Below are 20327 nucleotides of genomic sequence, written 5' to 3'. Positions count from 1 at the left end.
CTGCGGGAGCCAGACACCGGCCCTGGCCCTACGACGATGGCAACACCCTTCTTCACCCGACGCAAGGAGGTGGTGATCGAGCAGGAGGCGGAGGGCCGCTTCCGGTTCCTGGGCACGCTCGAGGACGACGTCCATCACATCCGCGCGACGCTGCTGGTCACCTATCCCTCCATGACCATCGTCGAGGCCACCGGGGAGATGGTGAGGGGGACCAACCCGCCCTTCTGCGCCGGCGCCACGGGGGTGCTGGGCGGGCTCGTGGGCGAGCGGCTGCACCGCGGCTTCGCCAGGATCGCCCAGGACAAGGTGGGCACGAGTCTCGGCTGCCCGCACCTGATGGAGATTGTCACGGACATGGGGCGGGCAGCCTTCCAGGTCACCATGCTCCGGCTGAGGGAGCGGGTCCGGGCCGATCCCGTGCAGGCGGCCCGCATCCTCGCCGATCCGCTCGCCCGGCGGAGCTTCGTCCTCGCCGGCGTGCCCCAGCTCGAGAACACGTGCTGGGTCTTCAACCGTGACAATGACCAGCGCTTCGAGGAGGAGGCGCGGAGGCCGGACCGGTGATCGTGGACGTCCGGTCCGGTTTCTTCGCCCCACTTCCCCCGCCTGGCCGATGAGGCCGGGCCGGCGGCCGCGCCCCGTCGCGGCGGTCTGGGCCACCGCCGCGGCGCTCCTGCTGGGCGCTGCGCTGGCCGGCGGGGCCGAGAGGCCCCGAGAGATCCTCGTGACGGTGGGCGAGGTCACCGACAGCGGAGCTGTCCTCTGGGCTCGCGCTCCCGAGCCTGGCCCCGTGACCTTCCGCTATGGCCCAGCCGCCGGCCCTCTCGCCGGCCTGGGCCACGTGGAGGCCGCCCCGGCTGCCGACCTGGCGACGAAGATCAGGCTGAGCGGGCTCCAGCCAGGCGCGCGTCAGCGCTACACCGTGGAGCAAGGGGCCCGCCGGGTGGACGGGGAGTTCGTGACGGCGCCCGCGCCCTCGGCGGCGGCGCCCGTGACCTTCGCGTGGAGCGGCGACCTGGGTAGCCGGACTGCCTGCCGCCACGTGACCGAGGGCTACCCCATCTTCCGCGCCCTCGCCGGCCGCTCGCTCGACTTCTTCATCTTCGTCGGCGACACGATCTATGCCGATCACGTCTGCGAGGGCCCGGACCGTGTGCCAGGATATGGCGGGGTGGCCCGCACGCTGGCCGAGTTCCGCAGCAAGCACCGCTACAACCGTGCCGACCCGGCGCTGCAGCACTTCTTCCAGCGCGCTTCGGTCTATGCCATCTGGGACGACCACGAGGTGAGGAATGACTTCGCCGGCTCCGCGGACCGGCTCATGCCCACGGGCCGCCGGGCCTTCCTCGACTACTTTCCCGTAGAGCCGCCACACTCCGAGCCCGGGCGGCTGTACCGCCAGTTCCAGTGGGGGCGGCGGCTGGAGCTGTTCATCCTGGACACGCGGCAGTACCGGAGCCCCAACACCCACCCCGACGGACCGGGCAAGACCATGCTCGGGGCCGCGCAGAAGCGCTGGCTCGTGGAGGGGGTGCCGGCCTCGACGGCCACGTGGAAGGTCGTCGTGACGAGCGTGTCCCTGTCCGTGCCCACGGGGCGGGGCGCCAGGGACTCCTGGAGCAACGCGAACATCCTCGGCTTCCCGGAGGAGGGCGGCACCGGCTTCGCCGTGGAGCGCGATGCGATCCTGCGCGCCTTCCGCGAGGCCGGCGTCAGGAACCTGATCTTCCTCGCCGCCGACGTGCACCACGCGGAGCTGCTCCGCCACGAGCCGGCGGCCGGCTGGGCCTTCCACGAGTTCATCGCGGGGCCGCTCTCGGCCTCGCTGGGCCGGCCGCGTCCGACCGACCAGGAGCTCAACTCCCGCACGCTCTACGGCCTCGGCGAGGTCGAGAACTTCGGCGAGATCCGGATCGACGAGGCGGGCCTCTCCGTGCGCATCGTGGATGTCACGGGTCGGGTCCGCTTCACTCACACCCTCGCCCCCGAGCGCCACTGACTTTCGCGGAACAGGTTTTCCGGGACGTGACCGCGTATACTCATGAGGCACGGGAGGGTCCCGATGCGAGTCCTGCTCGTCCATCCGAGTCCCCTGATGTACTCGGAGCTTTACCTCCGGCTCGAGCCGCTGGGGCTCGAGCGCGTGGCAGGCGCGATCCGCGACGCCGGCCACCAGGTGCGGCTCCTCGATCTGCAGATCTCCCCCCCCCGCGCGCTTTCGCGCGAGCTCGCCGACTTCACCCCGCAGGCCGTGGGATTCTCGGTGAACTATGTCGCCAACGTGCCCGAGGTGATCGACCTCGCCCGGGAGATCAAGCGCCAGAGGCCGGACTGCTTCGTCTTCGTCGGCGGTCACAGTGCCTCCTTCATTGCGCCGGAGGTTCTGGAGCACGCCGGCGGAGCCATCGACTGCGTCGTGCGCGGCGAGGGCGAGGAGATCGCCCCGCTCCTGCTCGAGGCCGTCGGCGACCCGCGCCTCGAGGCCCTCCCAGGCGTGGTCACCCGCCAGGCCGCGGGACCGGCGCCGACGCTGCTGGACAGTCTCGACCGGCACCTGCCGGCGCGGGACCTCGCGCGGGACCGCCACCGCTACTTCATCGGCGTGCTGGACCCCTGCGCGTCGGCTGAGCTGACTCGGGGATGCCCCTGGGACTGCTCCTTCTGCAGCGCGTGGACCTTCTACGGCCGCTCCTACCGCAAGGCCTCGCCCGAGGGGGCGGCGGAGGATCTCGCGCGGATCCGGGAGCCGAACGTGTTCCTGGTGGACGACGTGGCATTCATCCACCCGGAGCACGGCATGGCCGTCGGCCGCGAGGTCGAGCGGCGAGGCATCCGCAAGCGGTACTACGTGGAGACGCGCTGCGATGTGCTCATCAAGAACCGGGAGGTCTTCGCCTACTGGAGGCGGCTCGGGCTCTTCTACATGTTCCTGGGGCTCGAGGCGCTGGACGAGGAGGCGCTGCGACGGCACCGCAAGCGCGTGACCCCCGGCGAGAACTTCAGGGCGCTGGAGATCGCGCGCGAGCTGGGCTTCACCGTGGCCGTGAACCTCATCGCCGACCCCGACTGGGACGAGCGGCGCTTCGCCATCGTCCGGGAGTGGGCGCTCAGCGTGCCTGAGATCGTCCACCTCACCGTGGCCACGCCCTACCCGGGCACCGAGACCTGGCTCACCGAGTCGCGCAAGCTCGCCACACGCGACTACCGCCTCTTCGACGTCCAGCACGCGGTGCTGCCAACGCGGCTGCCGCTCCGGCGCTTCTACGAGGAGCTGGTGCGCACCCAGCAGATCCTCGCCCGCAAGCATCTCGGCTGGGGCGCCCTCCGTCGCTACGGCGTCCCCCTGCTGCGAGCGCTGGGGCGCGGGCAGACGAACTACGCACGCATGCTCTGGAAGTTCGGCAGCATCTACAGCGTGGAGCGGCAGTGCGAGGATCACGCTCGCGAGACGTCCTACCTCATCGCCCCGCCGGGAAGGTCGTCGGCGCCGCGGCCGCGCCCCGAGGAGCTCTTCGTTCACATCCCCGTCAGGCGCGCGGCTGCCGAAGCGCCGTAGCGGGCGCTTCCTCCGAGCATTCCTTACAGGCCCGCCGGGTAGAAACTTCTCGGGCCGGAACCGCCCCCGCCCTCACCGGAGCGGAAGTCCGCGAAGATCATCACGTTCCGGGCTCCATAGGGCTGGCACGAGCCTTGCCGGTGACGGGACAAAAAGGAGGGGCGGAGCATGCACAGGCTCATGGCCGTGGTCACGCTGGTGACGATGCTCGGGCAGGCCGGAGAAGCCTGGGCGCAGACAGGCAATGACGGGACGCTCGCGCAGGCGGGATACGGGGCCGGCAGCTTCCTGGGCACCCTGGTCTACACGCCGCTCAAAGCGACCTTCTGTATCCTCGGCGGTCTGGGCAGCGCGGTCGCGCTGGCGGCCGGCCCGGACACGGCAGCCAAGGTGGCCGGGGCAAGCTGCGGCGGCACCTGGGTGATCACGCCCGCGGTAGTCAAGGGCCGCGAGGAGGTCCATTTCGTCGGGGCGACGCAGGGGACGTCGCGGCGGCTGGCCGAGCGGGACCGCCGGTGACGTTCCTGCCAGCGCCGTGGCGTCCCTCGCCCTGGCGGCTCCCGTAGAACGTGGGACGGGCTCGCATATGCCGGACCGGTCAAGCGTCTCAGAGGCATGGCTCTCCACGGGAGGTGCGACATGAAGACGCTGCTGGCGGTGGTCCTGGCGCTGACGTTCTTGAGCCCGGCCGTGGCCTTCGCCGACGCGGCGACAGACGCGGCCCTGGGGCTCGGCGCCTTCGCCGTGTTCAACCAGATACTGGGCGGGGTGGGGATCTTCGGGTATCACCCCGCGCCCGTCGTGGTAGCGCCCCGCGTCACGGAGCGGGTGGTCGTACACGAGCACCATCACTACCCTCCGCCACGGCGGGTGCACCACTACTACTACCCCGCTCCCGCTTACCACTACGGGCCCCCGACAGTGATCGTGCGCGAGCGCGGCTGGTGTCCGCCGGGGCGCGCCAGGAAAGGGTGGTGCTGACCGGCGCGCTCTCCGGTGGGTCGGGGCTGCCGACGGTTTGCTCCTGCCAGCGCGCCGCGCCCTCAGAACCCCCTGACGTGGCAGGCTAGCGGGAGGGCTCCCGCGCTCCCCCCGGCGCGGGAGCCCTCGGGGGCGGGAGAGCAGGAGGCACCCCGCGGCGGCCCCGGGAACAGACGTCAGGCCCCGCTCGTGGTTTCGCCGACCGTCACGCCCTCGCGGATCATGGTTTCGATCTCCGCGTCACCGTGCCCTGCCTCGCGCAGCACCTCCACGCTCTGTTCGCCCAGCCGGGGTGCGTGCCGGGTGAGCTCAGACGGGGTCCGCGAGAAGCGGACCGGCATGTCAACGGTCCAGTAGGCTCCCTCCGTCGGGTGATGCGCGACGCGGAAGAAGCCCGTGGCCGCCAGATGGGGGTCGTCCCACATCGCATCGATGTCGAGGACGAGGTTCACGGGGGATGCTCGCTTCTTCGCAGCGCTCCACCCACTCGGCCGTCGTCCGGGTGGCGACGATCTCCTCCACCAGGGCGTAGAGCTCGCCGATGTGCCGGGTGCGCGTGCCGAGATCGGCGAAGCGCGGGTCACCGGCCTGCGGAAGGCGGTGAGTAGCCGCGCGTATCCGGCCGGCCCGAGGGGTGGCTCGAACGCCCGCCCCGCGTTGTGCTCGACCAGGTTGAACGAGAAGAGCGTCTCGAACATCGGGACCTCGATCGTCTGCCCGTCACCCGTGCGCCCGCGGCGGCGGCCCGCTGCGCGAGGCGCAGCAGCGCCTCCCTGCCGGCCGGGCGCTTGAGGTCGAGCACCACGCTCCGCTTGTTCCGGTGCAGGTTCAGCACCGTCCCGCTCATCCCGGGGTGGCGGGCCGGGCCGATCGCGCGCGTCGAGTCGCCCTCCGGCCCTTCCACCTTGATGACGTCGGCGCCGAGGTCACCCAGGATCTGGGTCGCGTAGGGGCCCATCAGAACGGTGGTGAGGTCGAGAATCCGGATGTCGGTGAGAGGTCCTATCGCCCTGCCTCCTTCGCCGCGCTCGGCTCTTGACAATGAGAATTGACCGCGATGCGGATCCGGCGTGACACCCTGACGGCCGGGCTCCGGAAGCCACGGTGGGCCTGAGCCCCACGGAGGTGACGATGACGACGCGAAGCAGCGCTTCCCGGTTCTTCGTGCGGCCGCAGGACGTCACACCCTACTCGAAAGCGAAGGGCGTCGCGCGGTGAAGAGCTGCACCCGCTGGCCCGGGCACTCGATCTTGGTGCCCGCGCCGTGATCCTCGCCTGGAGGATTCGGGCGCGCGGGCGACCCGGTGGTGTCCTCGGCGGCGGCATGGTTGAGCGGCAGATCGCCGGCTGGGCGCGCCCGTGACGCTCCTGCTGCTCGGGCTCTTCCTCGTCGCGGTGCTGCTGAGCATGCCGCTCGCCTTCGCCTTCGGCTTCGCGAGCCTGACCGCCGTGCTCCTCCTCGGGCCCACGACTTTCGCCGGCATTGCACACGCCGCCCCGGGCTCCGAGCTGCCACTGTTCGCCGGTGCCGCGTCGAAGGTCCTGCTCGCCTTCCAGCCGCCGGAGGAGCTCCGGGAGCTTATCCGGAGCGCCAGACGGCGACGCGGGCGTGGAGCCGGGCCGGTGGCGGACCTCGAGGGCGAGCTCGAGCGGATCCGGAGGCAGGGCTCTGCCTTCACGGCCGGCGAGGTCGTCCCCGACGCGTGGGCAGTCGCGGTGCCCCTTTTCGATGGCCTCAATCGCCTTGCGGGCGGCCTGTCGATGGCCGGTCCCGTCCGTCGGCTCACGAGCCGCGACGTGGAGCCGGTGGCGCGACGACTCATCGCCGCCGCCGAGGAGATCAGCGGAGCGCTGGGGGCATCCGCGCCCGGGACCCACGGTGGAGACCGTCGTGGCCGACGGTGATCCGCCCCATCGCAGTCGCAACCTCAAGCCAGGAGACACACATGCTCGGTCATCGTAAGTTCCTAGGATTGGCGCTCGCGGGAGCGGTCGTGATCGTGGCGGGCGTCTGCTCCGCACTACCCCCGTGGAGCCCAGGCAGCGCCAGCGCTGGAGGCGGCGGGCAGATCATCCGGGTCGCGGACAAGACAGCCAGTCTCCAGTTCTCGACGTCCACGGTAGGGGGCAACCCACACCAGAACGGATCCGGCTGGGCCAAGATCATCAACGAGCGGTCCACCCGGGTGCGCGCCACCGTCGCCGCGAGCGCCGGCGGTCCGGAGAACATGAGCCTGGTCGCGCACAAGCAGGCGAGCATTGGGTGGGCGGTCGCGACGGAGGTTGGCGAGGCAGTTCGAGGGGTGTTGCCGGCCGGGAATGATCCTGTGTACCGTTCGCTGCGGCCAGTCTTCTCGTATTTCTTCGGCGGGCTGCACTGGGTCGTGCCGGCCGAATCCCGCGTGCGAGGGCCCCTGGACTTCAAGAACTCGAACCTGAAGGTCAGCATCGGACAGCCTGGCAGCAGCTCGAACGCATTCAACCGACGGTTGCTCCTGAGCTATGGAATCAATCTCGAGCGCGACATCAAGATGCTGGAGCTGTCGCCTCCCAATGGTATTCAACGCTTCAAGGACGGCGCCATCGACGCCTACATGGGCTTTGCCTCGTTACCCCTGGGGCAGATCCTGGAGATGGCAACTGCCCGGAAGGTTCGCTTCATTGCCCACACGGGGGATGGCGCCAAGGAGTTTCTCGCGAAGATTCCCGGCTGGAAACTCGGGATCCTGCCTCGAACGCTGTATCCGAATGTCGAGAACGCCGAGGATATTCCGATCGTGACGACGTACCAGGTGGCGATGGCGCACCGGGACTTGGATGAGGGCGTCGTGTACGAGATCACCCGGCTTCTCTTCGAGAACATCGGCGAGTTCCACAAGAGCTACCAGCTCGCCAAGAACGTGACCTTGGACGACGCCCTGACTGGGATCACGACGCCTCTCCATGGCGGTGCCTACCGCTACTACCGCGAGAAGGGAGTGAAGGTACCGGAACATCTGATGCCACGATAGCGCGAGCTCAACCGGTGGGACCGACAGCGAACATGCCGCGCGGCCTCGTTGCGACCATCCGCGATCGCCTCTTCACCTGGGGGGCGCTCACGCTGGGGGCGACCCTTCTGTACATCGGCCCGTTTGGAGAGTACCCGCTTCACGTCGAGCGCGGGATTCCGTTACTGCTCGCGGCGACGCTGCTGTTCCTGCGTGTCCCATTCGCTCGTGGCTGGCGTGGGCTGGCTGTCGATGTGGCTCTCATCGCGGCGACCGTCTTTGCTGTGCTGCATATCGTGCGTCGATTCGCCGTCATCGCGACGAGCTTCGGGAGCCTCTCCGTCATCGACTTTGCATCGGCAGCGGCGGGTGCGGTCGTCGTGCTGGAGATGGCTCGGCGCACCATCGGGATGAGCTTGCCGGTCATCGCTGGCGGATTCGTCGCGTATGCGTTCTGGGGCCAGTGGCTTCCCGGAGATCTGAGCCATGGCGGCTTCTCGCTCGAGCGGGTCGCCCGTTTCATCTGGCTTGCGCAAGATGGCGTGTGGGGTGTTCCGGTCGGCGTGATGGCCGAGTTCGTGTCGCTCTTCATCATATTCGGCGCGATGGTGGAGCGAACGGGAGCCGGGCAGGCGCTGACGTGGCTGGCTGGGCTGGCGACCCGGCGCCTGCGAAGCGGCCCTGGGCAGAGCGCGGTGCTCTCTTCGGCCATGTTTGGGATGGTGTCCGGGAGCGGCGTGGCGGATGTCGCCACCATTGGCACGGTCACGATACCGGTCATGGTCCGGACCGGCTACGGCGCAGTGTTTGCCGCGGCCATCCAGGCGCTCGCCTCGATCGGGGCGCAGATCATGCCGCCGATGCTGGGGGTGTCGGCCTTCCTGATGGCGGAGCTGACGAACACGCCCTACATCCGTATCGCTGCGGCGGCCGTGATCCCCGCCATGCTGTACTACCTCGCAGTCGGAACTGCTGTTCACCTGGAAACGGCTCGGCTGAACCTGTCTCGGCAATCCGGCTCGGTGAGCGTGCGGGAGCGCGCATCGGCCGCACGCCTCATACAGTGTGTGCTCCCGCTGATAGTGCTCGTGTATCTGTTGGCGCAACAGTACAGCCCGGCTCGATCCGTCTTCTTCGCGATCGTGACGCTCACGGCCCTGACGGTGTTCGAGCATCGGCGTCGGCCCCGGGCGCTCGTCGGCCTGCTTCACGACGTGTGTGTGTCTGGCGTGGAGGCAACGCTCGCGCTCTGGGCCGCCACCGCCGTCGTGGGGATCGTCATGGGGATGGTTGCGCTGACCGGCATCGGCAACAAGCTGTCCGAGCTGGTGCTGTCACTGGCTGGCGGGAACCTGCTGGCGACACTCCTGCTCGCCGCGATCGCTTCGATCGTCCTCGGCACCGGGCTGCCGACCTTGCCCTCGTACCTGCTCCTTGCGATCCTGGTCGCCCCCGCGCTGATCGCGCAAGGGGTGCCGCTGCTCGTCGCCCATTTCTTCCTGTTCTTCTTCGGCGTCACATCCGATCTGACGCCGCCGACGGCGCTTGCACCGTTCACGGCAGCCGGGATTGCACGGGTGGACCCATGGCGGACCACGTGGGTGGTCCTCCGGATCGGGCTGCCCGTGTTCTTCATCCCGTTCGCGATCGTGTATTTCCCGCAGCTCATCATCGTGTCCCGGGTCGAGGAGACGGTCGTCGCGTTCGCGCTCGCTGCGGTCGGTACGGTGCTCATCTGCACCGCGAACTGCGGCTTCGCGGGTGGTCCGCTCAGAGTCCCCACGAGGATCCTGCTCTTGCTCGCGGGGGTCGCCTGCATGGTCCCGCGCGGGTGGGTGCAACTGGTAGGGCTCGGCACGGGGCTGGCGATCGTCGCGAATGGGAGCGTCGGTCGCCGTGCGGCCCGGAAGATAGGCCTCAGGCACTAAAGGAGACAATCGATGGACATGGAGCTTGTCGAGAGGGTGAAGCGAGAACGCGGTCAGCCTACCCTGAAGTGGCATGAGGTTCTGGCCGAATACGCCCCGCAGACTCTGGCCGCGTGGCACGACATGACCATGAAGATGTACGCCCACGAGGAGCTCGACAGGAAGGCCACGGAGTTCATCATCGTGGCCATCGATGCCGTGCTTGCCTGGCCGTACATTGACATCCACATCCACAAGGCGTTTGAGGCGGGAGCGACGATCCAGGAACTCGTCGAGACGGTCGTCACGGCAGGGGCGCTCATGGGGCCTCACGCGCTGTCCTTCGGGCTGGAGCACCTGGACAAGGTCATCCGGGAGCGCGCGGACAGGGGGCTGCCGCACCCTCGGAAGCGGAGTGACGCCTGAGTTCAGTAGTCCTTGGGGTCGAGCAGGTCGCGCAGCCCGTCACCGGCGAGGTTGAAGGACAGGGCGAGTGAGAAGATCGCCAGCCCGGGCCAGTACGCCATCCAGGGGGCCGATTCCAGAAACTGCTGCGCGGCGTTGAGCATCGTCCCCCAGGACGGGACCGGCGGCTGCACGCCCAGCCCCAGGAAGGACAGGATGGCCTCGGCGATGATCGCGGTGGGAATCGAGACAGTCGCCTGGACGAGGATCGCGCTGAAGATGTTCGGGAAGACGTGGCGCCTCATCAACCGGAGATCGCCGGCCCCGAGGGCCCGCGCGGCCAGGACATAGTCCTCCTCCTTGGCCGAGAGGGTCAGCCCGCGTGTGAGGCGAATATAGGTCGGGGTGGCGCCGAGCCCGATCGCGAGCGTCGCGTTCGTGAGGGAGGGGCCCATGATCGTGACGAGGCCGATGGCGAGGATCAAGAACGGGAAGGCCAGCCAGGCGTCGGTGAGCCGCATGATGAGCTGGTCGAGCCCGCCGCGGTAGTACCCGGCCACGAGGCCGATCGGGACCCCCATCGCCATCGCCAGCATGATCGAGAAGACGCCCGCCTGCATCGAGACGCGGCTTCCCCAGACCACGCGAGAGAAGTTGTCGCGGCCGAGGTCGTCCGTCCCGAACGGGTTCGCCCAGGTCGGCGGCTTGCGGATCTTGCTCCAGTCGGCGCGCAGCGGGTCGGTGGTCGCGATCCACGACGCGCCGATCGCCATCGTGATGAAGACGAGGACGACGACGCTCCCGGCCACCGATGCCGGCCGCCGCACCATCCGCCGCCAGCCCCGGCCCAGCCAGCCGGACGGCGCCGTGGGGGCAGTCGCCAGTGGAAGGGCCCCGGCGGTCACCGACCCGCGCGAGGCGTCAAGACTCACCGGCCGCCCCCTTGATCCGGATACGGGGGTTCAGGAAGGAGTAGGAGACGTCAACGGCCAGATTGATCAGCACGTAGGCGCTCGCGGTGATCAGCACAACTCCCTGGACGAGCGGGTAGTCGCGGGTGAAGACGGCCTCCACGATGAGCCGCCCGAACCCCGGCACCACGAAGATCTGCTCGGTCACCACCGCGCCCCCCATGAGCGCACCCATCTGCAGCCCGAGGATCGTCACCACCGGAATGAGCCCGTTGCGGATCGCGTGACGGAAGACCACCGTCTGCCCCGCGAGGCCCTTGGCTCGGGCTGTGCGGATGTAGTCGGCGCTGAGCACCTCGATCATGCTGTTGCGGGTCTGGCGCATGAGCACAGCCGCCAGGGCGGTACCGAGCACGAAGGCGGGCATGACCATGCGCTCGAGGTTGCCCACCGGATCTTCCCAGAACGGCACGAAGCCGGACGCGGGTAGCCACCCGAGCCGGACCGAGACGAGCAGGATCAGCATGATCCCCAGCCAGAAGTTGGGCACGGAGACGCCGCAGAGGGACGCGCCGCTGGCCAGGAGGTCCCACACGGTGTTGCGGCGTACCGCGGCCAGCACGCCGGCCGGGATGGCGATCGCGACGGCGATGAGCACGGCGAAGCCGGCGAGCTCCATGGTGATGGGCAGCTTCATCGCCACCGTCCAGGCGACCGACTGGCGCGTCCGGATGGACTCCCCCAGGTCGCCGCCCAGCGCCAGCCGGACCCACCTCAGATACTGGACCGGGACGGGGTCCTTCAGCCCGTACTTCTCGCGAACCTCCTCGAGCCCCGCCTCGTCGGCGTCCGTCCCCGCCATCACGCGCGCCGGATCGCCCGGGATCATGCGCACGCCGGTGAAGACGACGAGGCTGATCAGGACGAGCGTGACGATCGAGATGAAGACCCGGCGCAGCACGAACTCGAGCATGGAGGAGCTACCGGGCCGTCATCTCGATGCCGGCGCCCGCGCGATCAGTTCCAGGACGTCCCCTTGATTCGGATCAGGCCGTCGGGCACCGCCTTGTAGCCCTTGAGATTCTTGGGGAAGGCCACGATGTAGTTCGGGTGGTAGAGGTAGACGATGTTGCGCCGGGCGGTGAACATGTCGATCGCCTCCCGGTAGAGCGCGCGCCGCTGGCCCACGTCGCTCACCTCGCGGGCCTTGTTGAGGAGGGCATCGATGCGCTCGTCGCAGGCCTGTGTCTGGTTGAGGCTCCCCTTGCACGTCTGGGCCTGATGGATGTTGCCGTCGGGGTCGACGCGGCCGCTCCAGCCGATGAGGAACGCCTGGTGCTTGCCATTGTCGTCGTCCTTCAGCGCGGAGGCGAATTCCGAGGGGCGAAGCGTGACGGTGAAGCCGGCTTCGCGTGCCATCTGCTGGAGCACTTCACCCACGCGGCGCTCACGGGGGTTGTTGACGATCGCCATCTCGAAGGCGTAGCCGTTGGCCAGCCCGGCCTCCGCGAGGAGCTTCTTGGCCCGCGCGACGTCCCGGGCCGCGCACTTGCGGCTCTTGTCGAAGTAGACGCTGATGGTGGGGATGGGCGTGCAGCCCGGCGTGAAGAGCCCGTCCCACGCCACCTGGTTCAGCGCCTCGCGGTCGATCGACAGCTCGAACGCCTCGCGCACCCGCGGGTCGTTGGCCAGCGGCGTGCCGAGGTCGCCGGGGGGCGTCGGGTACTTCCCGTTCTTGTTGCGGAGGTTGATGGTGATGCCCTGGTAGCCGAGCCCGGTGACGTTCGACAGCTCGAACCGGCCCTCACGCTTGATGGCGGTCGCGTCGGTCGGGGAGACCTGGTGCATGACGTCGATGTCGCCCGAGCGGAGGTTGGCAAGCCGCACGTTGTCGTCGGCGATGATCCGAAAGATGATCTTGTCGAACTTCGCCTGCGCCGGGTCGAAGTAGTGGGCCGACTTCTCCACCACGATCCGGTCCTGGGGCACCCGCTCGGCGAACTGCCACGGGCCGACGCAGACGGGGGCGGTGCCGAACTTGTCCCCGAGCTTCCGGACGGCGGCCGGGGAGACGGGCATGCCGGCCCGGTCGGTGAGCTGGGCGAGCAGCGGCGAGGACGGCGCCTTCAGACGGAGCCGCACGGTGAGCGGGTCGACCGCCTCCACCGCCTCGACCGGCGCGAGCTCGCTGGCGCGGGTGGAGCCCTTGAGCGTGCGGTGTCGGTCGAGCGAGAACCTGACCGCTTCCGCGTCCATCGGTGTGCCGTCGTTGAACTTCGCGCCGGGGCGGAGCTTGATGGTGACGGTCTTGCCGGCGTCGCTGATCGTGGGCATGTCGGCGGCGAGCTGCGGCGAGATCCGGAGGCTCTCGTCGATCTCGTAGAGCTTCTCGCAGATGTGCGAGAAGACGATGCGCCCCACGTAGGTCCGCGCCAGCGTGGGATCGAGGATGTCGGGGTCCTGATTCAGCGCCACGACGAGCGTCTTCTTCTTCTGCGCGTGCGCGACTCCTGCCTGCAGCAGCAACACGGCGAGCACTCCCGCGGCGAGCCACAGGCCGTTCCTGAGCACACCCATAGTCGCCTCCTCCTCCATGCCGCTCCCGATTCACTGCTTTCGCGGCCGACGAGCCGGGCGGCTGCCGCGCCGCCTTCGCGCTCGGCGCGGGGGCTATGGTACATGCGCGGCTGCGGGCCCGCAAGGAGGGCTGCGTCCCACGCGCCCCGCGAAATCCGCATCCGGCGGCTCGAAGGAGAAGGCGCTCAGACGGCGAGGTTACGATCTCGCGATCTTCATGCTCGAGGAGACCTCACGGCGCGAGATCGGCACTGTCCGCGCGGTCGCGGACTGGGTGGTCACCGTGAAGGGCGGGGCGAAGTGACGGGTCCGGCTCGACCCCTCCGTTGAGGGTGAACCACCCGGTGAGTCGGCGCGTCCTGACCGTGCTCGCCCATGGCGGGGCGGGACGTCGGCACCGCGGGGCTGCAAGGGCCATCCGGGGAGCGCCATCGCCTCGAGGAGCCGTGGCGAAAATCCACTTCTTGTCAGCGGGTAAGCCCCAGGCGCCTTCGGAAGCACATGAGGAGGAGACAGGCGAGGCTGAGCCCCACGCCGGCCCACTCGGCGAGGCCGGGTCCATAGAGCAGATCCACGAAGAGCGGCTGCCGCGCAGGGACCCGGATCTCGAGGAGCCCCGCCTCTCCCCGCCGGGTCGCCAGGGCGCGGCCGGCGGCATGCGCCGTCCAGAGTGGCGAGTAGCCGATGCCGGCGGGAACGAAGCCGCCCGCGCCGGCCGGCAGGAGGAGGCGCAGGTGGCCCGGCGCCACGGCTTCCGGGCCCGGGGCGGCGGCCTTCGCGACGAAGAGCAGGAAGGGTCCGATCCTCCGGGGGCCTCCGAAGCCCTCGTGCGCGGTGAGGAAGCCGAGCCGTTCGGCATCCTCGTCGAGCGCCACCACGGCGGAGATCGCGAGCCCGGCGGACAGGCGGTCGAACTCCTCCGGGCGGAGCGTCGCGAGCGGCCGGCCGAAGAGCGTCTCACCGTCTCGCTGCTCCACGAGCCGGGTGACGGGGGCCGAGGCCGACCCCGAGTAGAGGAAGCCCGCGACGGGGGAGGGGTGGGTGAAGGTGCCGTTGACGATGTCGCGGCCCGCGGCGACGGGTGTCAGCGCCATGAGATGGGAGTGCGGCCGCCACCACTCCGCTCCGTACCGCAGCGGGACCGAGGAGCGCACGAAGAGGATTCGCCCGGGCGGCACCTCTCGGAGCGCCGCCCAGAGGTCGCCGAGCCGAGTGCCTGCCACCGCGTGGGTGTAGCTGGGCCACTGGCTCCGCCCGCCAGGCCAGAGGGAGAGCGTTGGCTCGGGGCTGCCGGCCGCCAGGGGAAGCGTCACGGCCAGAGCGGCGAGGCCGAGGGCTCCGGCCGGGACCCGCGGGAGGTGCCGTGCGGCCGCCCCCAGGCTCACCGCGCCGCCCAGGATCAGGGCCAGGTAGAGGCTGTCCACCAGCCGGTCGGCGGGGATCCACCGGATGCCGACCGTCGAGCCGAGGAAGACATCGGTGAGGAGCAGTCCCGTCATCAGCGGCGCGAGCGCGAGTAGCCAGACCGAGGCTGTGCCGGTGAGCCGTCCCCGCCCGCGCATGATCCAGCCCGCGAGGTTGGCCGCCGCGAGGACCACGATGAGCGGCCGGCCAAGGACCTTGCGGCCGAGCGCGGCGAGGTCGGCATCTCCCCAGGCCAGCGGGAGCGCGAGCGACAGATGGGCGAGGAGCGGCAGCATCCAGAAGGCGGCCAGGCCGAGGCCGAGGCCGGTGAGGAGCGCGGCATCGCCGAGCCGCCGCGCTGGCGTCCCGGAGCCGACGAGAGCCGCGAGCCCGATCAGCGCCAGCCCCGCGGGGACGTGGGCCGGATGGACGAGGACCACAGCGGCGAGGAGCAGGGAGGCGCTCACCGGGGCGCGAGGGTCACCCCCCGCCCAGCGCAGCAGCGAGAGCGCGAGGAGCGGCAGGAGCCCCCAGCCCAGCCGAGCCGCCACGAGCCCCCAGCGCACGCCCTCCTCGGCGCCGCTCCGTGACTCCGCCGAGAGCGTGAGGGCCAGGACCGCGGCGGGGAGCGCGAGCCACGGACGCGGGAGCAGGCGGGCGAGGAGCGCGTAGACGCCGAGTCCGGGGAGGAGCCAGGTCACCCAGAGGAGGACACGATAGGTGGCCTCCACGGAGAGCCGGCCCACGGCGGCCGCGTGCAACAGCGCGCCCAGGTAGGAGAAGCCGGGCGGGTAGAACTGCAGCTCCGCGTAGCCCGCCCACCAGCCGGGATTCCAGCGCCACGGCGCCAGCCCGAGACTCACTGCGTGGTGGAGCCGGTAGAGCTGTCCCGGATGGTCGTCGAAGACGGGCAGCCCGGCGCCAAAGGCCGCCACCCCCCAGGCCGTCGCGTAGCCGGCCAGCAGCAGCAGCGGGAGGTGGCGCGCTCTGTCCACAGGCGCCGATCATACGTCATCTCCGCGGCCGGCCGCGATGCGAGCGCGTTGACTTTTCGCGCGCGCGAGTGTTTAGTAAGCAGGATTCTCTCGCTGTGTCGGTGATCCGGGCGGCGGCCAGCCCAGGATCGTTGCTGGAAAGCCGGGGCTCAAATCCCCTACCGATGGAGAGGCCATGGAGAGACTGCAAGGGCTGAAGTGCCGGGAGTGCGGGCGCTCGTATCCCGCCGCGCCCACTCACGTCTGCGAGTTCTGCTTCGGCCCCCTCGAGGTCGAGTACGACTACGCGGAGATCGGCCGGCGCCTGAGCCGGGCGCGCATCGAGGCCGGTCCGAAGAGCATCTGGCGCTACGCCGATCTCCTGCCTCTGGAGCTGGGGGCCGACGGCGAGCCCACCGTGGGCGGGGCCGTGGGCTTCACGCCGCTGATCCGGGCGCGCAATCTGGCCGACGAGCTGGGCGTCAAGGAGCTCTGGGTCAAGAACGACTCCGTCTGTCACCCGACGTGGTCGTTCAAGGACCGGGTGGTGGCCGTTGCGCTCGGCAAGGCGAAGGAGTTCGGCTTCGACACCGTGGCCTGCGCTTCCACCGGCAACCTGGCGAACTCGGTGGCGGCGCATGCCGCCGAGGGGCGGTTCAAGTCCTACATCTTCATCCCCGCCGACCTCGAGCAGGGGAAGATCACGGCCACGCTCGTCTACAGCCCCACCCTCGTGGCCGTCCACGGCACCTACGACGAGGTGAACCGGCTCTGCTCGGAGGTGGCCGACAAGTACCGCTGGGCCTTCGCCAACATCAACATCCGCCCGTACTACGCGGAGGGCTCCAAGACCTACGGCTACGAGATCGCCGAGCAGCTCGGCTGGCGCGCGCCGGCGCACGTCGTGGTGCCCTGTGCCGGGGGGTCGCTCATCACCAAGATCTGGAAGGCCTTCAAGGAGCTACGGCTCCTGGGGCTCATCCCGGAGGGACGCACGAGCATGTACGCCGCCCAGGCGGCCGGCTGCGGGCCCATCGTGACCATGATCCGGAACGACACCGACATGCTGGTGCCGGTGCGCCCGCAGACCATCGCCAAGTCCCTCGCCATCGGCAACCCCGCCGACGGCTACTACGCCTACCGCGTCGCCAAGGACTCGGGCGGCCACGGCGAGCACGCCACGGACGAGGAGATCATCGAGGGCATGCAGCTCCTGGCGCGGACGGAGGGGATCTTCACGGAGACGGCCGGCGGCGTGACCGTGGCCGCGGCGCGGAAGCTCATCGAGGCGGGCCGGATCCCGCGGCACGAGCCCATCGTGATCTGCGTCACCGGCAACGGGCTCAAGACCCCCGATGTCCTCCACGAGCGCCTCTCGGTGGACGTGACGATCAGGCCCTCGCTCTCGGCCTTCGACCAGGCCCTGGCCGACCTCAAGGCCAAGGTGGGCGTGTGAGGCGGGAGCCGGGAGACCGGGACTGGCGTAGCGCGATGGCAGGACGCAACCTAAGATTCCGGCGGGCGCGGGCGGGCGACAGCCCGGGCGCCCGCGCCAGGTGAAGGAGGCAGCTCATGGCCGTGCTCGTTCGCATCCCGACCCCGCTGCGCGCGGTGACCAAGGGCGCCGCCGAGGTGCAGGCCGCCGGCGACACCGTGGCGCAGGTGATCGACGATCTCGAGCGCCAGTTCCCGGGGCTGCGGGAGCGGGTGGTGGAGGAGGGTGGGGCTGTTCGCCGATTCATCAACGTCTACGTGAACCAGGAGGACATCCGGTTTCTCCAGGGGGCGAAGACCACGCTCAAGGCCGGGGACGAGGTGTCCATCGTGCCGGCCATCGCCGGCGGGCGCCGGTGAGGGGTGAGCGGTAGGGGGTGGTCTGGCCCATGGCCCGGATGCGGGTGCGCCTGACCTTTCCCGCCGAGCTGGTGCAGAAGCCCATCATCTACCGGCTGGTGAAGGACTTCGACATCATCACGAACATCCGCCGTGCCGAGGTCAGGGCCGATCACGGCTGGGTGGTGCTCGAGCTCGAGGCCCCCGAGGAAGGGCTCGATCGGGGGGTGGCCTGGCTCAAGACGCAGGGCGTGACGGTGGACCCCATCGAGCACGACGTCCTCCTGCCGTGAGGGAGCTCCAATGACCGGGATGTCGAAGCGCGTGCAGGGGTTCACCGAGTCGGTGATCCGCGAGATGACCCGTGTGAGTGACCAGCACGGGGGCATCAACCTGGCCCAGGGGATGCCCAACTTCCCGCCGCCTCGCGAGCTGGTGGAGGCGGCCCACCGGGCGCTCGACGGCGACTTCCATCAGTACGCCGTCACCTGGGGCGCGCCGCGCTTCCGGCGGGCCGTGGCCGACAAGTACCGGCGCTTCTACGGCATGGAGCTGGACCCGGACCAGCACGTCACCGTGTGCTGCGGTTCCACGGAGACCATGCTCGCCACGCTGCTGGCCGTGCTGAACCCCGGGGACGAAGTGATCATCTTCGAACCCTTCTACGAGAACTACGGCCCGGGCTGCATCATCGCGGGCGCCGAGCCCGTGTTCGTGCCGCTGGAACCGCCGGACTTCTCCTTCGACCCCGCGCGGCTGGCCCGGGCGGTGTCGCCCCGCACGCGGGCCATCATCTTCAACAGCCCCAACAACCCCTCGGGCAAGGTCTTCTCGCGCGCCGAGCTCGGGACCATCGCCGATCTGTGCCTCGAGCACGATCTGCTGGCGATCACCGACGAGATCTACGAGCACATCGTCTACGACGGGGAGGGGCACACACCCATCGCGACCCTTCCCGGCATGGCCGAGCGGACCGTCACCATCTCCGGGATCTCGAAGTCCTACTCGGTGACCGGGTGGCGCATCGGCTACGCCGTCGCGAGCCCGGAGCTGTCGCTCGGAATCAGGCGGGCCCACGACTTCATCACGGTGGGGGCGCCGCACCCGCTGCAGGAGGCAGCCGTCACCGCGCTCGGCTTCCCGGACGCCTACTACGTGCGGTTGCGGGAGGGCTACCAGGCCCGGCGCGACCTGCTCTTCTCGCAGGTGGAGGCCGCCGGCTTCGTGGCCTGGAAGCCGAGAGGGGCCTACTACATCCTCACCGACGCCGCCCATTTCATGAAGCGGTATGGCTGCGAGGACGACACGGCCTTCGCCATGTTCCTGGTCAAGGAGATCGGCGTGACCACCGTGCCCGGATCGTCCTTCTACGCCCACCCGGATCTCGGGAAGACCAAGATCCGCTTCTGCTTCCCGAAGACCGACGACATGCTGCTGGAGGCGGGCCGGCGCCTGCAGAAGCTCGAGCGGTGAACCCGCGGGCCGCGGCCCGCGCCATCTTCGACGCGGCGGTTCGAGCGGGAGCGGTACGCCCGCTCGTCCTGCGTGCCCTCGGCGATCTCCGGCCGCCTTCCCGGGGCAGGCTCATCGTGGTGGGGGCGGGGAAGGCCTCGGGCGCCATGGCCGCCGCCGTCGAGGAGCCCCTGGGCGACCGCATCGCCGAGGGGCTGGTCGTGGTCAAGGACGGCCATCTCGCGCCCACCCGGCGGCTGCACCTCGTGGAGGCCGGCCACCCGGTCCCCGACGAGCGGGGGGCCGCTGCCGCCCGGCAGATCCACGCTCTGGTCCGCGGGGCCGGCCCGGACGACCTGGTGCTCGTCCTCATCTCCGGTGGAGGCTCGGCGCTGGCCCCCGCTCCGCCGCCGCCCATCACCCTCGAGGAGAAGCGGGCGCTGACCCGGCTCCTCCTGGGGGCCGGGGCCACCATCGGCCAGCTCAATGCGGTGAGGAAGCATTGCTCGCTACTCAAGGGGGGACAGCTCGCCCGGGCCGCGGCTCCGGCCCGCGTCCGCGCCCTGCTCCTCTCCGACGTGATCGGGGACCCGCCCGACATCATCGCCTCGGGCCCCACCGCTCCGGACGCGTCCACCTTCCCCCAGGCCGTGGCCATCCTGGACCGCCTGGGCGTCGGCGACCAGGTGCCCGCGGCCATCCGGGAGCGGCTCCAGGAGGGGGTGGGGGGGGAGATCCCGGAAACCCCGAAGCCCGGCGATCCGATCTTCGACCAGGTCCAGAACATCGTCATCGGCAACAACCAGCTCGTGGTGGACGGAGCCATGGCCGAGGCGCGCCGGCTCGGGCTCGATCCGCATCTGCTCACCCGATCGCTCGAGGGCGAGGCCCGGGAAGTGGCGGACCGCTTCGTCGGGCTGGCACGGGAGATCCGCGCCGGGCGCGGGCCCGTGGCCGCCCCCGCCTGCCTGATCGCGGCGGGAGAGACCACGGTGACGGTCAGGGGGCGGGGACGGGGCGGACGCTGCCAGGAGTTCGCCCTGGCCGCGGCCCTCGAGCTTGACGGCGTGGCGGGCATCACGGTCCTGGCGGCTGGCACCGACGGCACCGATGGGCCCACCGATGCCGCCGGGGCACTCGCCGACGGGGAGAGCGCTGCACGGGCCCGAGCCCAGGGATGCGATCCCCGTGCCCGCCTCCATGACAACGACTCCCACGCGGTCTTCTTTGCTCTCGGGGACTTGCTCGTGACAGGGCCCACCAACACCAACCTGCTCGATCTCTACCTGGCCGTGGTGACGTAGCCCGGGAGGCGTGGTGCCGCGGCCGGCTGCCTC

The 20327-nt window shown here is 70.0% G+C and carries 18 protein-coding genes and 1 pseudogene; 14 read left to right on the top strand and 5 right to left on the bottom strand.

The genetic code is table 11. From position 1 onward, the window contains the following. The first annotated feature begins 36 nt into the window (after nucleotides 1–36). The 5 genes from HYV93_13315 to HYV93_13295 all read left to right on the top strand — a co-directional run bounded on the left by HYV93_13315 (nucleotide 37) and on the right by HYV93_13295 (nucleotide 4537). Nucleotides 37–564: a DUF2889 domain-containing protein gene (locus tag HYV93_13315; protein MBI2526948.1), complete on the top strand. Its 528-nt coding sequence runs from the start codon at nucleotides 37–39 to the stop codon at nucleotides 562–564. Nucleotides 565–613: 49 nt separating this feature from the next. Next, the gene (locus HYV93_13310; protein ID MBI2526947.1) at nucleotides 614–1999 is read left to right on the top strand and encodes an alkaline phosphatase D family protein; all 1386 of its coding nucleotides are present in this window, start codon (nucleotides 614–616) and stop codon (nucleotides 1997–1999) included. 63 nt (nucleotides 2000–2062) lie between these two features. Then, nucleotides 2063–3556 carry a hopanoid C-3 methylase HpnR gene (hpnR, locus tag HYV93_13305; protein MBI2526946.1) on the top strand — a complete coding sequence of 498 codons (1494 nt, stop codon included), beginning with the start codon at nucleotides 2063–2065 and terminating at the stop codon, nucleotides 3554–3556. Nucleotides 3557–3724: 168 nt separating this feature from the next. After that, nucleotides 3725–4075 (top strand): hypothetical protein, encoded by a 351-nt coding sequence (locus HYV93_13300; protein MBI2526945.1) that lies wholly within the window; start codon nucleotides 3725–3727, stop codon nucleotides 4073–4075. Between the two features lie 120 nt (nucleotides 4076–4195). Continuing rightward, nucleotides 4196–4537, top strand: a complete 342-nt coding sequence (locus HYV93_13295; GenBank protein MBI2526944.1) for a hypothetical protein — start codon at nucleotides 4196–4198, stop codon at nucleotides 4535–4537. Nucleotides 4538–4713: 176 nt separating this feature from the next. Here the strand turns inward: HYV93_13295 and HYV93_13290 are convergent. Further along, nucleotides 4714–5495: pseudogene (locus HYV93_13290) on the bottom strand (CoA transferase). A 401-nt stretch (nucleotides 5496–5896) separates the two neighbouring features. Between HYV93_13290 and HYV93_13285 the strand changes: the two are divergent. Genes HYV93_13285 through HYV93_13270 form a run of 4 tightly spaced genes read left to right on the top strand, consistent with a single transcriptional unit; the run spans nucleotide 5897 to nucleotide 9860 of the window. Then, the gene (locus tag HYV93_13285; protein MBI2526943.1) at nucleotides 5897–6442 is read left to right on the top strand and encodes a hypothetical protein; all 546 of its coding nucleotides are present in this window, start codon (nucleotides 5897–5899) and stop codon (nucleotides 6440–6442) included. A 41-nt stretch (nucleotides 6443–6483) separates the two neighbouring features. Continuing rightward, a complete protein-coding gene (locus HYV93_13280; GenBank protein ID MBI2526942.1) occupies nucleotides 6484–7548 on the top strand; it encodes a TAXI family TRAP transporter solute-binding subunit in 1065 nt (354 codons plus the stop codon). A 32-nt stretch (nucleotides 7549–7580) separates the two neighbouring features. Further along, nucleotides 7581–9455 carry a TRAP transporter fused permease subunit gene (locus tag HYV93_13275; GenBank protein ID MBI2526941.1) on the top strand — a complete coding sequence of 625 codons (1875 nt, stop codon included), beginning with the start codon at nucleotides 7581–7583 and terminating at the stop codon, nucleotides 9453–9455. Between the two features lie 12 nt (nucleotides 9456–9467). Beyond that, complete coding sequence (locus tag HYV93_13270; GenBank protein MBI2526940.1) at nucleotides 9468–9860, top strand: carboxymuconolactone decarboxylase family protein; 393 nt, start codon at nucleotides 9468–9470, stop codon at nucleotides 9858–9860. A gap of 2 nt (nucleotides 9861–9862) precedes the next feature. Here HYV93_13270 and HYV93_13265 read toward each other — a convergent pair whose 3' ends face one another. The 4 genes from HYV93_13265 to HYV93_13250 all read right to left on the bottom strand — a co-directional run bounded on the left by HYV93_13265 (nucleotide 9863) and on the right by HYV93_13250 (nucleotide 15726). Then, a complete protein-coding gene (locus tag HYV93_13265) occupies nucleotides 9863–10744 on the bottom strand; it encodes an ABC transporter permease (protein MBI2526939.1) in 882 nt (293 codons plus the stop codon). A gap of 16 nt (nucleotides 10745–10760) precedes the next feature. After that, nucleotides 10761–11723 (bottom strand): ABC transporter permease, encoded by a 963-nt coding sequence (locus HYV93_13260; GenBank protein MBI2526938.1) that lies wholly within the window; start codon nucleotides 11721–11723, stop codon nucleotides 10761–10763. 44 nt (nucleotides 11724–11767) lie between these two features. Beyond that, nucleotides 11768–13327, bottom strand: a complete 1560-nt coding sequence (locus tag HYV93_13255) for an ABC transporter substrate-binding protein (GenBank protein ID MBI2526937.1) — start codon at nucleotides 13325–13327, stop codon at nucleotides 11768–11770. Between the two features lie 467 nt (nucleotides 13328–13794). Beyond that, nucleotides 13795–15726 (bottom strand): hypothetical protein, encoded by a 1932-nt coding sequence (locus HYV93_13250; protein MBI2526936.1) that lies wholly within the window; start codon nucleotides 15724–15726, stop codon nucleotides 13795–13797. 175 nt (nucleotides 15727–15901) lie between these two features. On the opposite strand from HYV93_13250, the gene HYV93_13245 reads away from it, so the two are divergent. The 5 genes from HYV93_13245 (at nucleotide 15902) to HYV93_13225 (ending at nucleotide 20294) form a co-directional block, all read left to right on the top strand. Further along, nucleotides 15902–17161 carry a threonine synthase gene (locus tag HYV93_13245; GenBank protein ID MBI2526935.1) on the top strand — a complete coding sequence of 420 codons (1260 nt, stop codon included), beginning with the start codon at nucleotides 15902–15904 and terminating at the stop codon, nucleotides 17159–17161. 116 nt (nucleotides 17162–17277) lie between these two features. Beyond that, a complete protein-coding gene (locus HYV93_13240; protein MBI2526934.1) occupies nucleotides 17278–17559 on the top strand; it encodes a MoaD family protein in 282 nt (93 codons plus the stop codon). A 29-nt stretch (nucleotides 17560–17588) separates the two neighbouring features. Further along, complete coding sequence (locus HYV93_13235; protein MBI2526933.1) at nucleotides 17589–17831, top strand: NIL domain-containing protein; 243 nt, start codon at nucleotides 17589–17591, stop codon at nucleotides 17829–17831. Between the two features lie 10 nt (nucleotides 17832–17841). Continuing rightward, nucleotides 17842–19011, top strand: a complete 1170-nt coding sequence (locus HYV93_13230) for an aminotransferase class I/II-fold pyridoxal phosphate-dependent enzyme (protein ID MBI2526932.1) — start codon at nucleotides 17842–17844, stop codon at nucleotides 19009–19011. Further along, entirely contained in the window at nucleotides 19008–20294 is a 1287-nt protein-coding gene (locus HYV93_13225) for a glycerate kinase (protein ID MBI2526931.1), read from the top strand. Before HYV93_13230 ends, HYV93_13225 begins: the two co-directional genes overlap by 4 nt. Nucleotides 20295–20327 lie beyond the last annotated feature (33 nt).

Source organism: Candidatus Rokuibacteriota bacterium, from assembly GCA_016188005.1.
In the GTDB taxonomy this organism is placed as follows: Bacteria; Methylomirabilota; Methylomirabilia; order Rokubacteriales; family CSP1-6; genus UBA12499.
The sequence above is the reverse complement of the archived record's forward strand: the minus strand, read 5'-3'. Positions and strand labels throughout refer to the sequence as shown.

Coding starts and splice junctions, on each gene's coding strand:
- HYV93_13270 (MBI2526940.1), top strand. CDS start 9,468: ATGGACATGGAGCTTGTCGAGAGGGTGAAGCGAGAACGCGGTCAGCCT.
- HYV93_13295 (MBI2526944.1), top strand. CDS start 4,196: ATGAAGACGCTGCTGGCGGTGGTCCTGGCGCTGACGTTCTTGAGCCCG.
- HYV93_13315 (MBI2526948.1), top strand. CDS start 37: ATGGCAACACCCTTCTTCACCCGACGCAAGGAGGTGGTGATCGAGCAG.
- HYV93_13230 (MBI2526932.1), top strand. CDS start 17,842: ATGACCGGGATGTCGAAGCGCGTGCAGGGGTTCACCGAGTCGGTGATC.
- HYV93_13255 (MBI2526937.1), bottom strand. CDS start 13,327: ATGGGTGTGCTCAGGAACGGCCTGTGGCTCGCCGCGGGAGTGCTCGCC.
- HYV93_13280 (MBI2526942.1), top strand. CDS start 6,484: ATGCTCGGTCATCGTAAGTTCCTAGGATTGGCGCTCGCGGGAGCGGTC.
- HYV93_13275 (MBI2526941.1), top strand. CDS start 7,581: ATGCCGCGCGGCCTCGTTGCGACCATCCGCGATCGCCTCTTCACCTGG.
- HYV93_13245 (MBI2526935.1), top strand. CDS start 15,902: ATGGAGAGACTGCAAGGGCTGAAGTGCCGGGAGTGCGGGCGCTCGTAT.
- HYV93_13235 (MBI2526933.1), top strand. CDS start 17,589: ATGGCCCGGATGCGGGTGCGCCTGACCTTTCCCGCCGAGCTGGTGCAG.
- HYV93_13310 (MBI2526947.1), top strand. CDS start 614: ATGAGGCCGGGCCGGCGGCCGCGCCCCGTCGCGGCGGTCTGGGCCACC.
- HYV93_13260 (MBI2526938.1), bottom strand. CDS start 11,723: ATGCTCGAGTTCGTGCTGCGCCGGGTCTTCATCTCGATCGTCACGCTC.
- hpnR (MBI2526946.1), top strand. CDS start 2,063: ATGCGAGTCCTGCTCGTCCATCCGAGTCCCCTGATGTACTCGGAGCTT.
- HYV93_13240 (MBI2526934.1), top strand. CDS start 17,278: ATGGCCGTGCTCGTTCGCATCCCGACCCCGCTGCGCGCGGTGACCAAG.
- HYV93_13300 (MBI2526945.1), top strand. CDS start 3,725: ATGCACAGGCTCATGGCCGTGGTCACGCTGGTGACGATGCTCGGGCAG.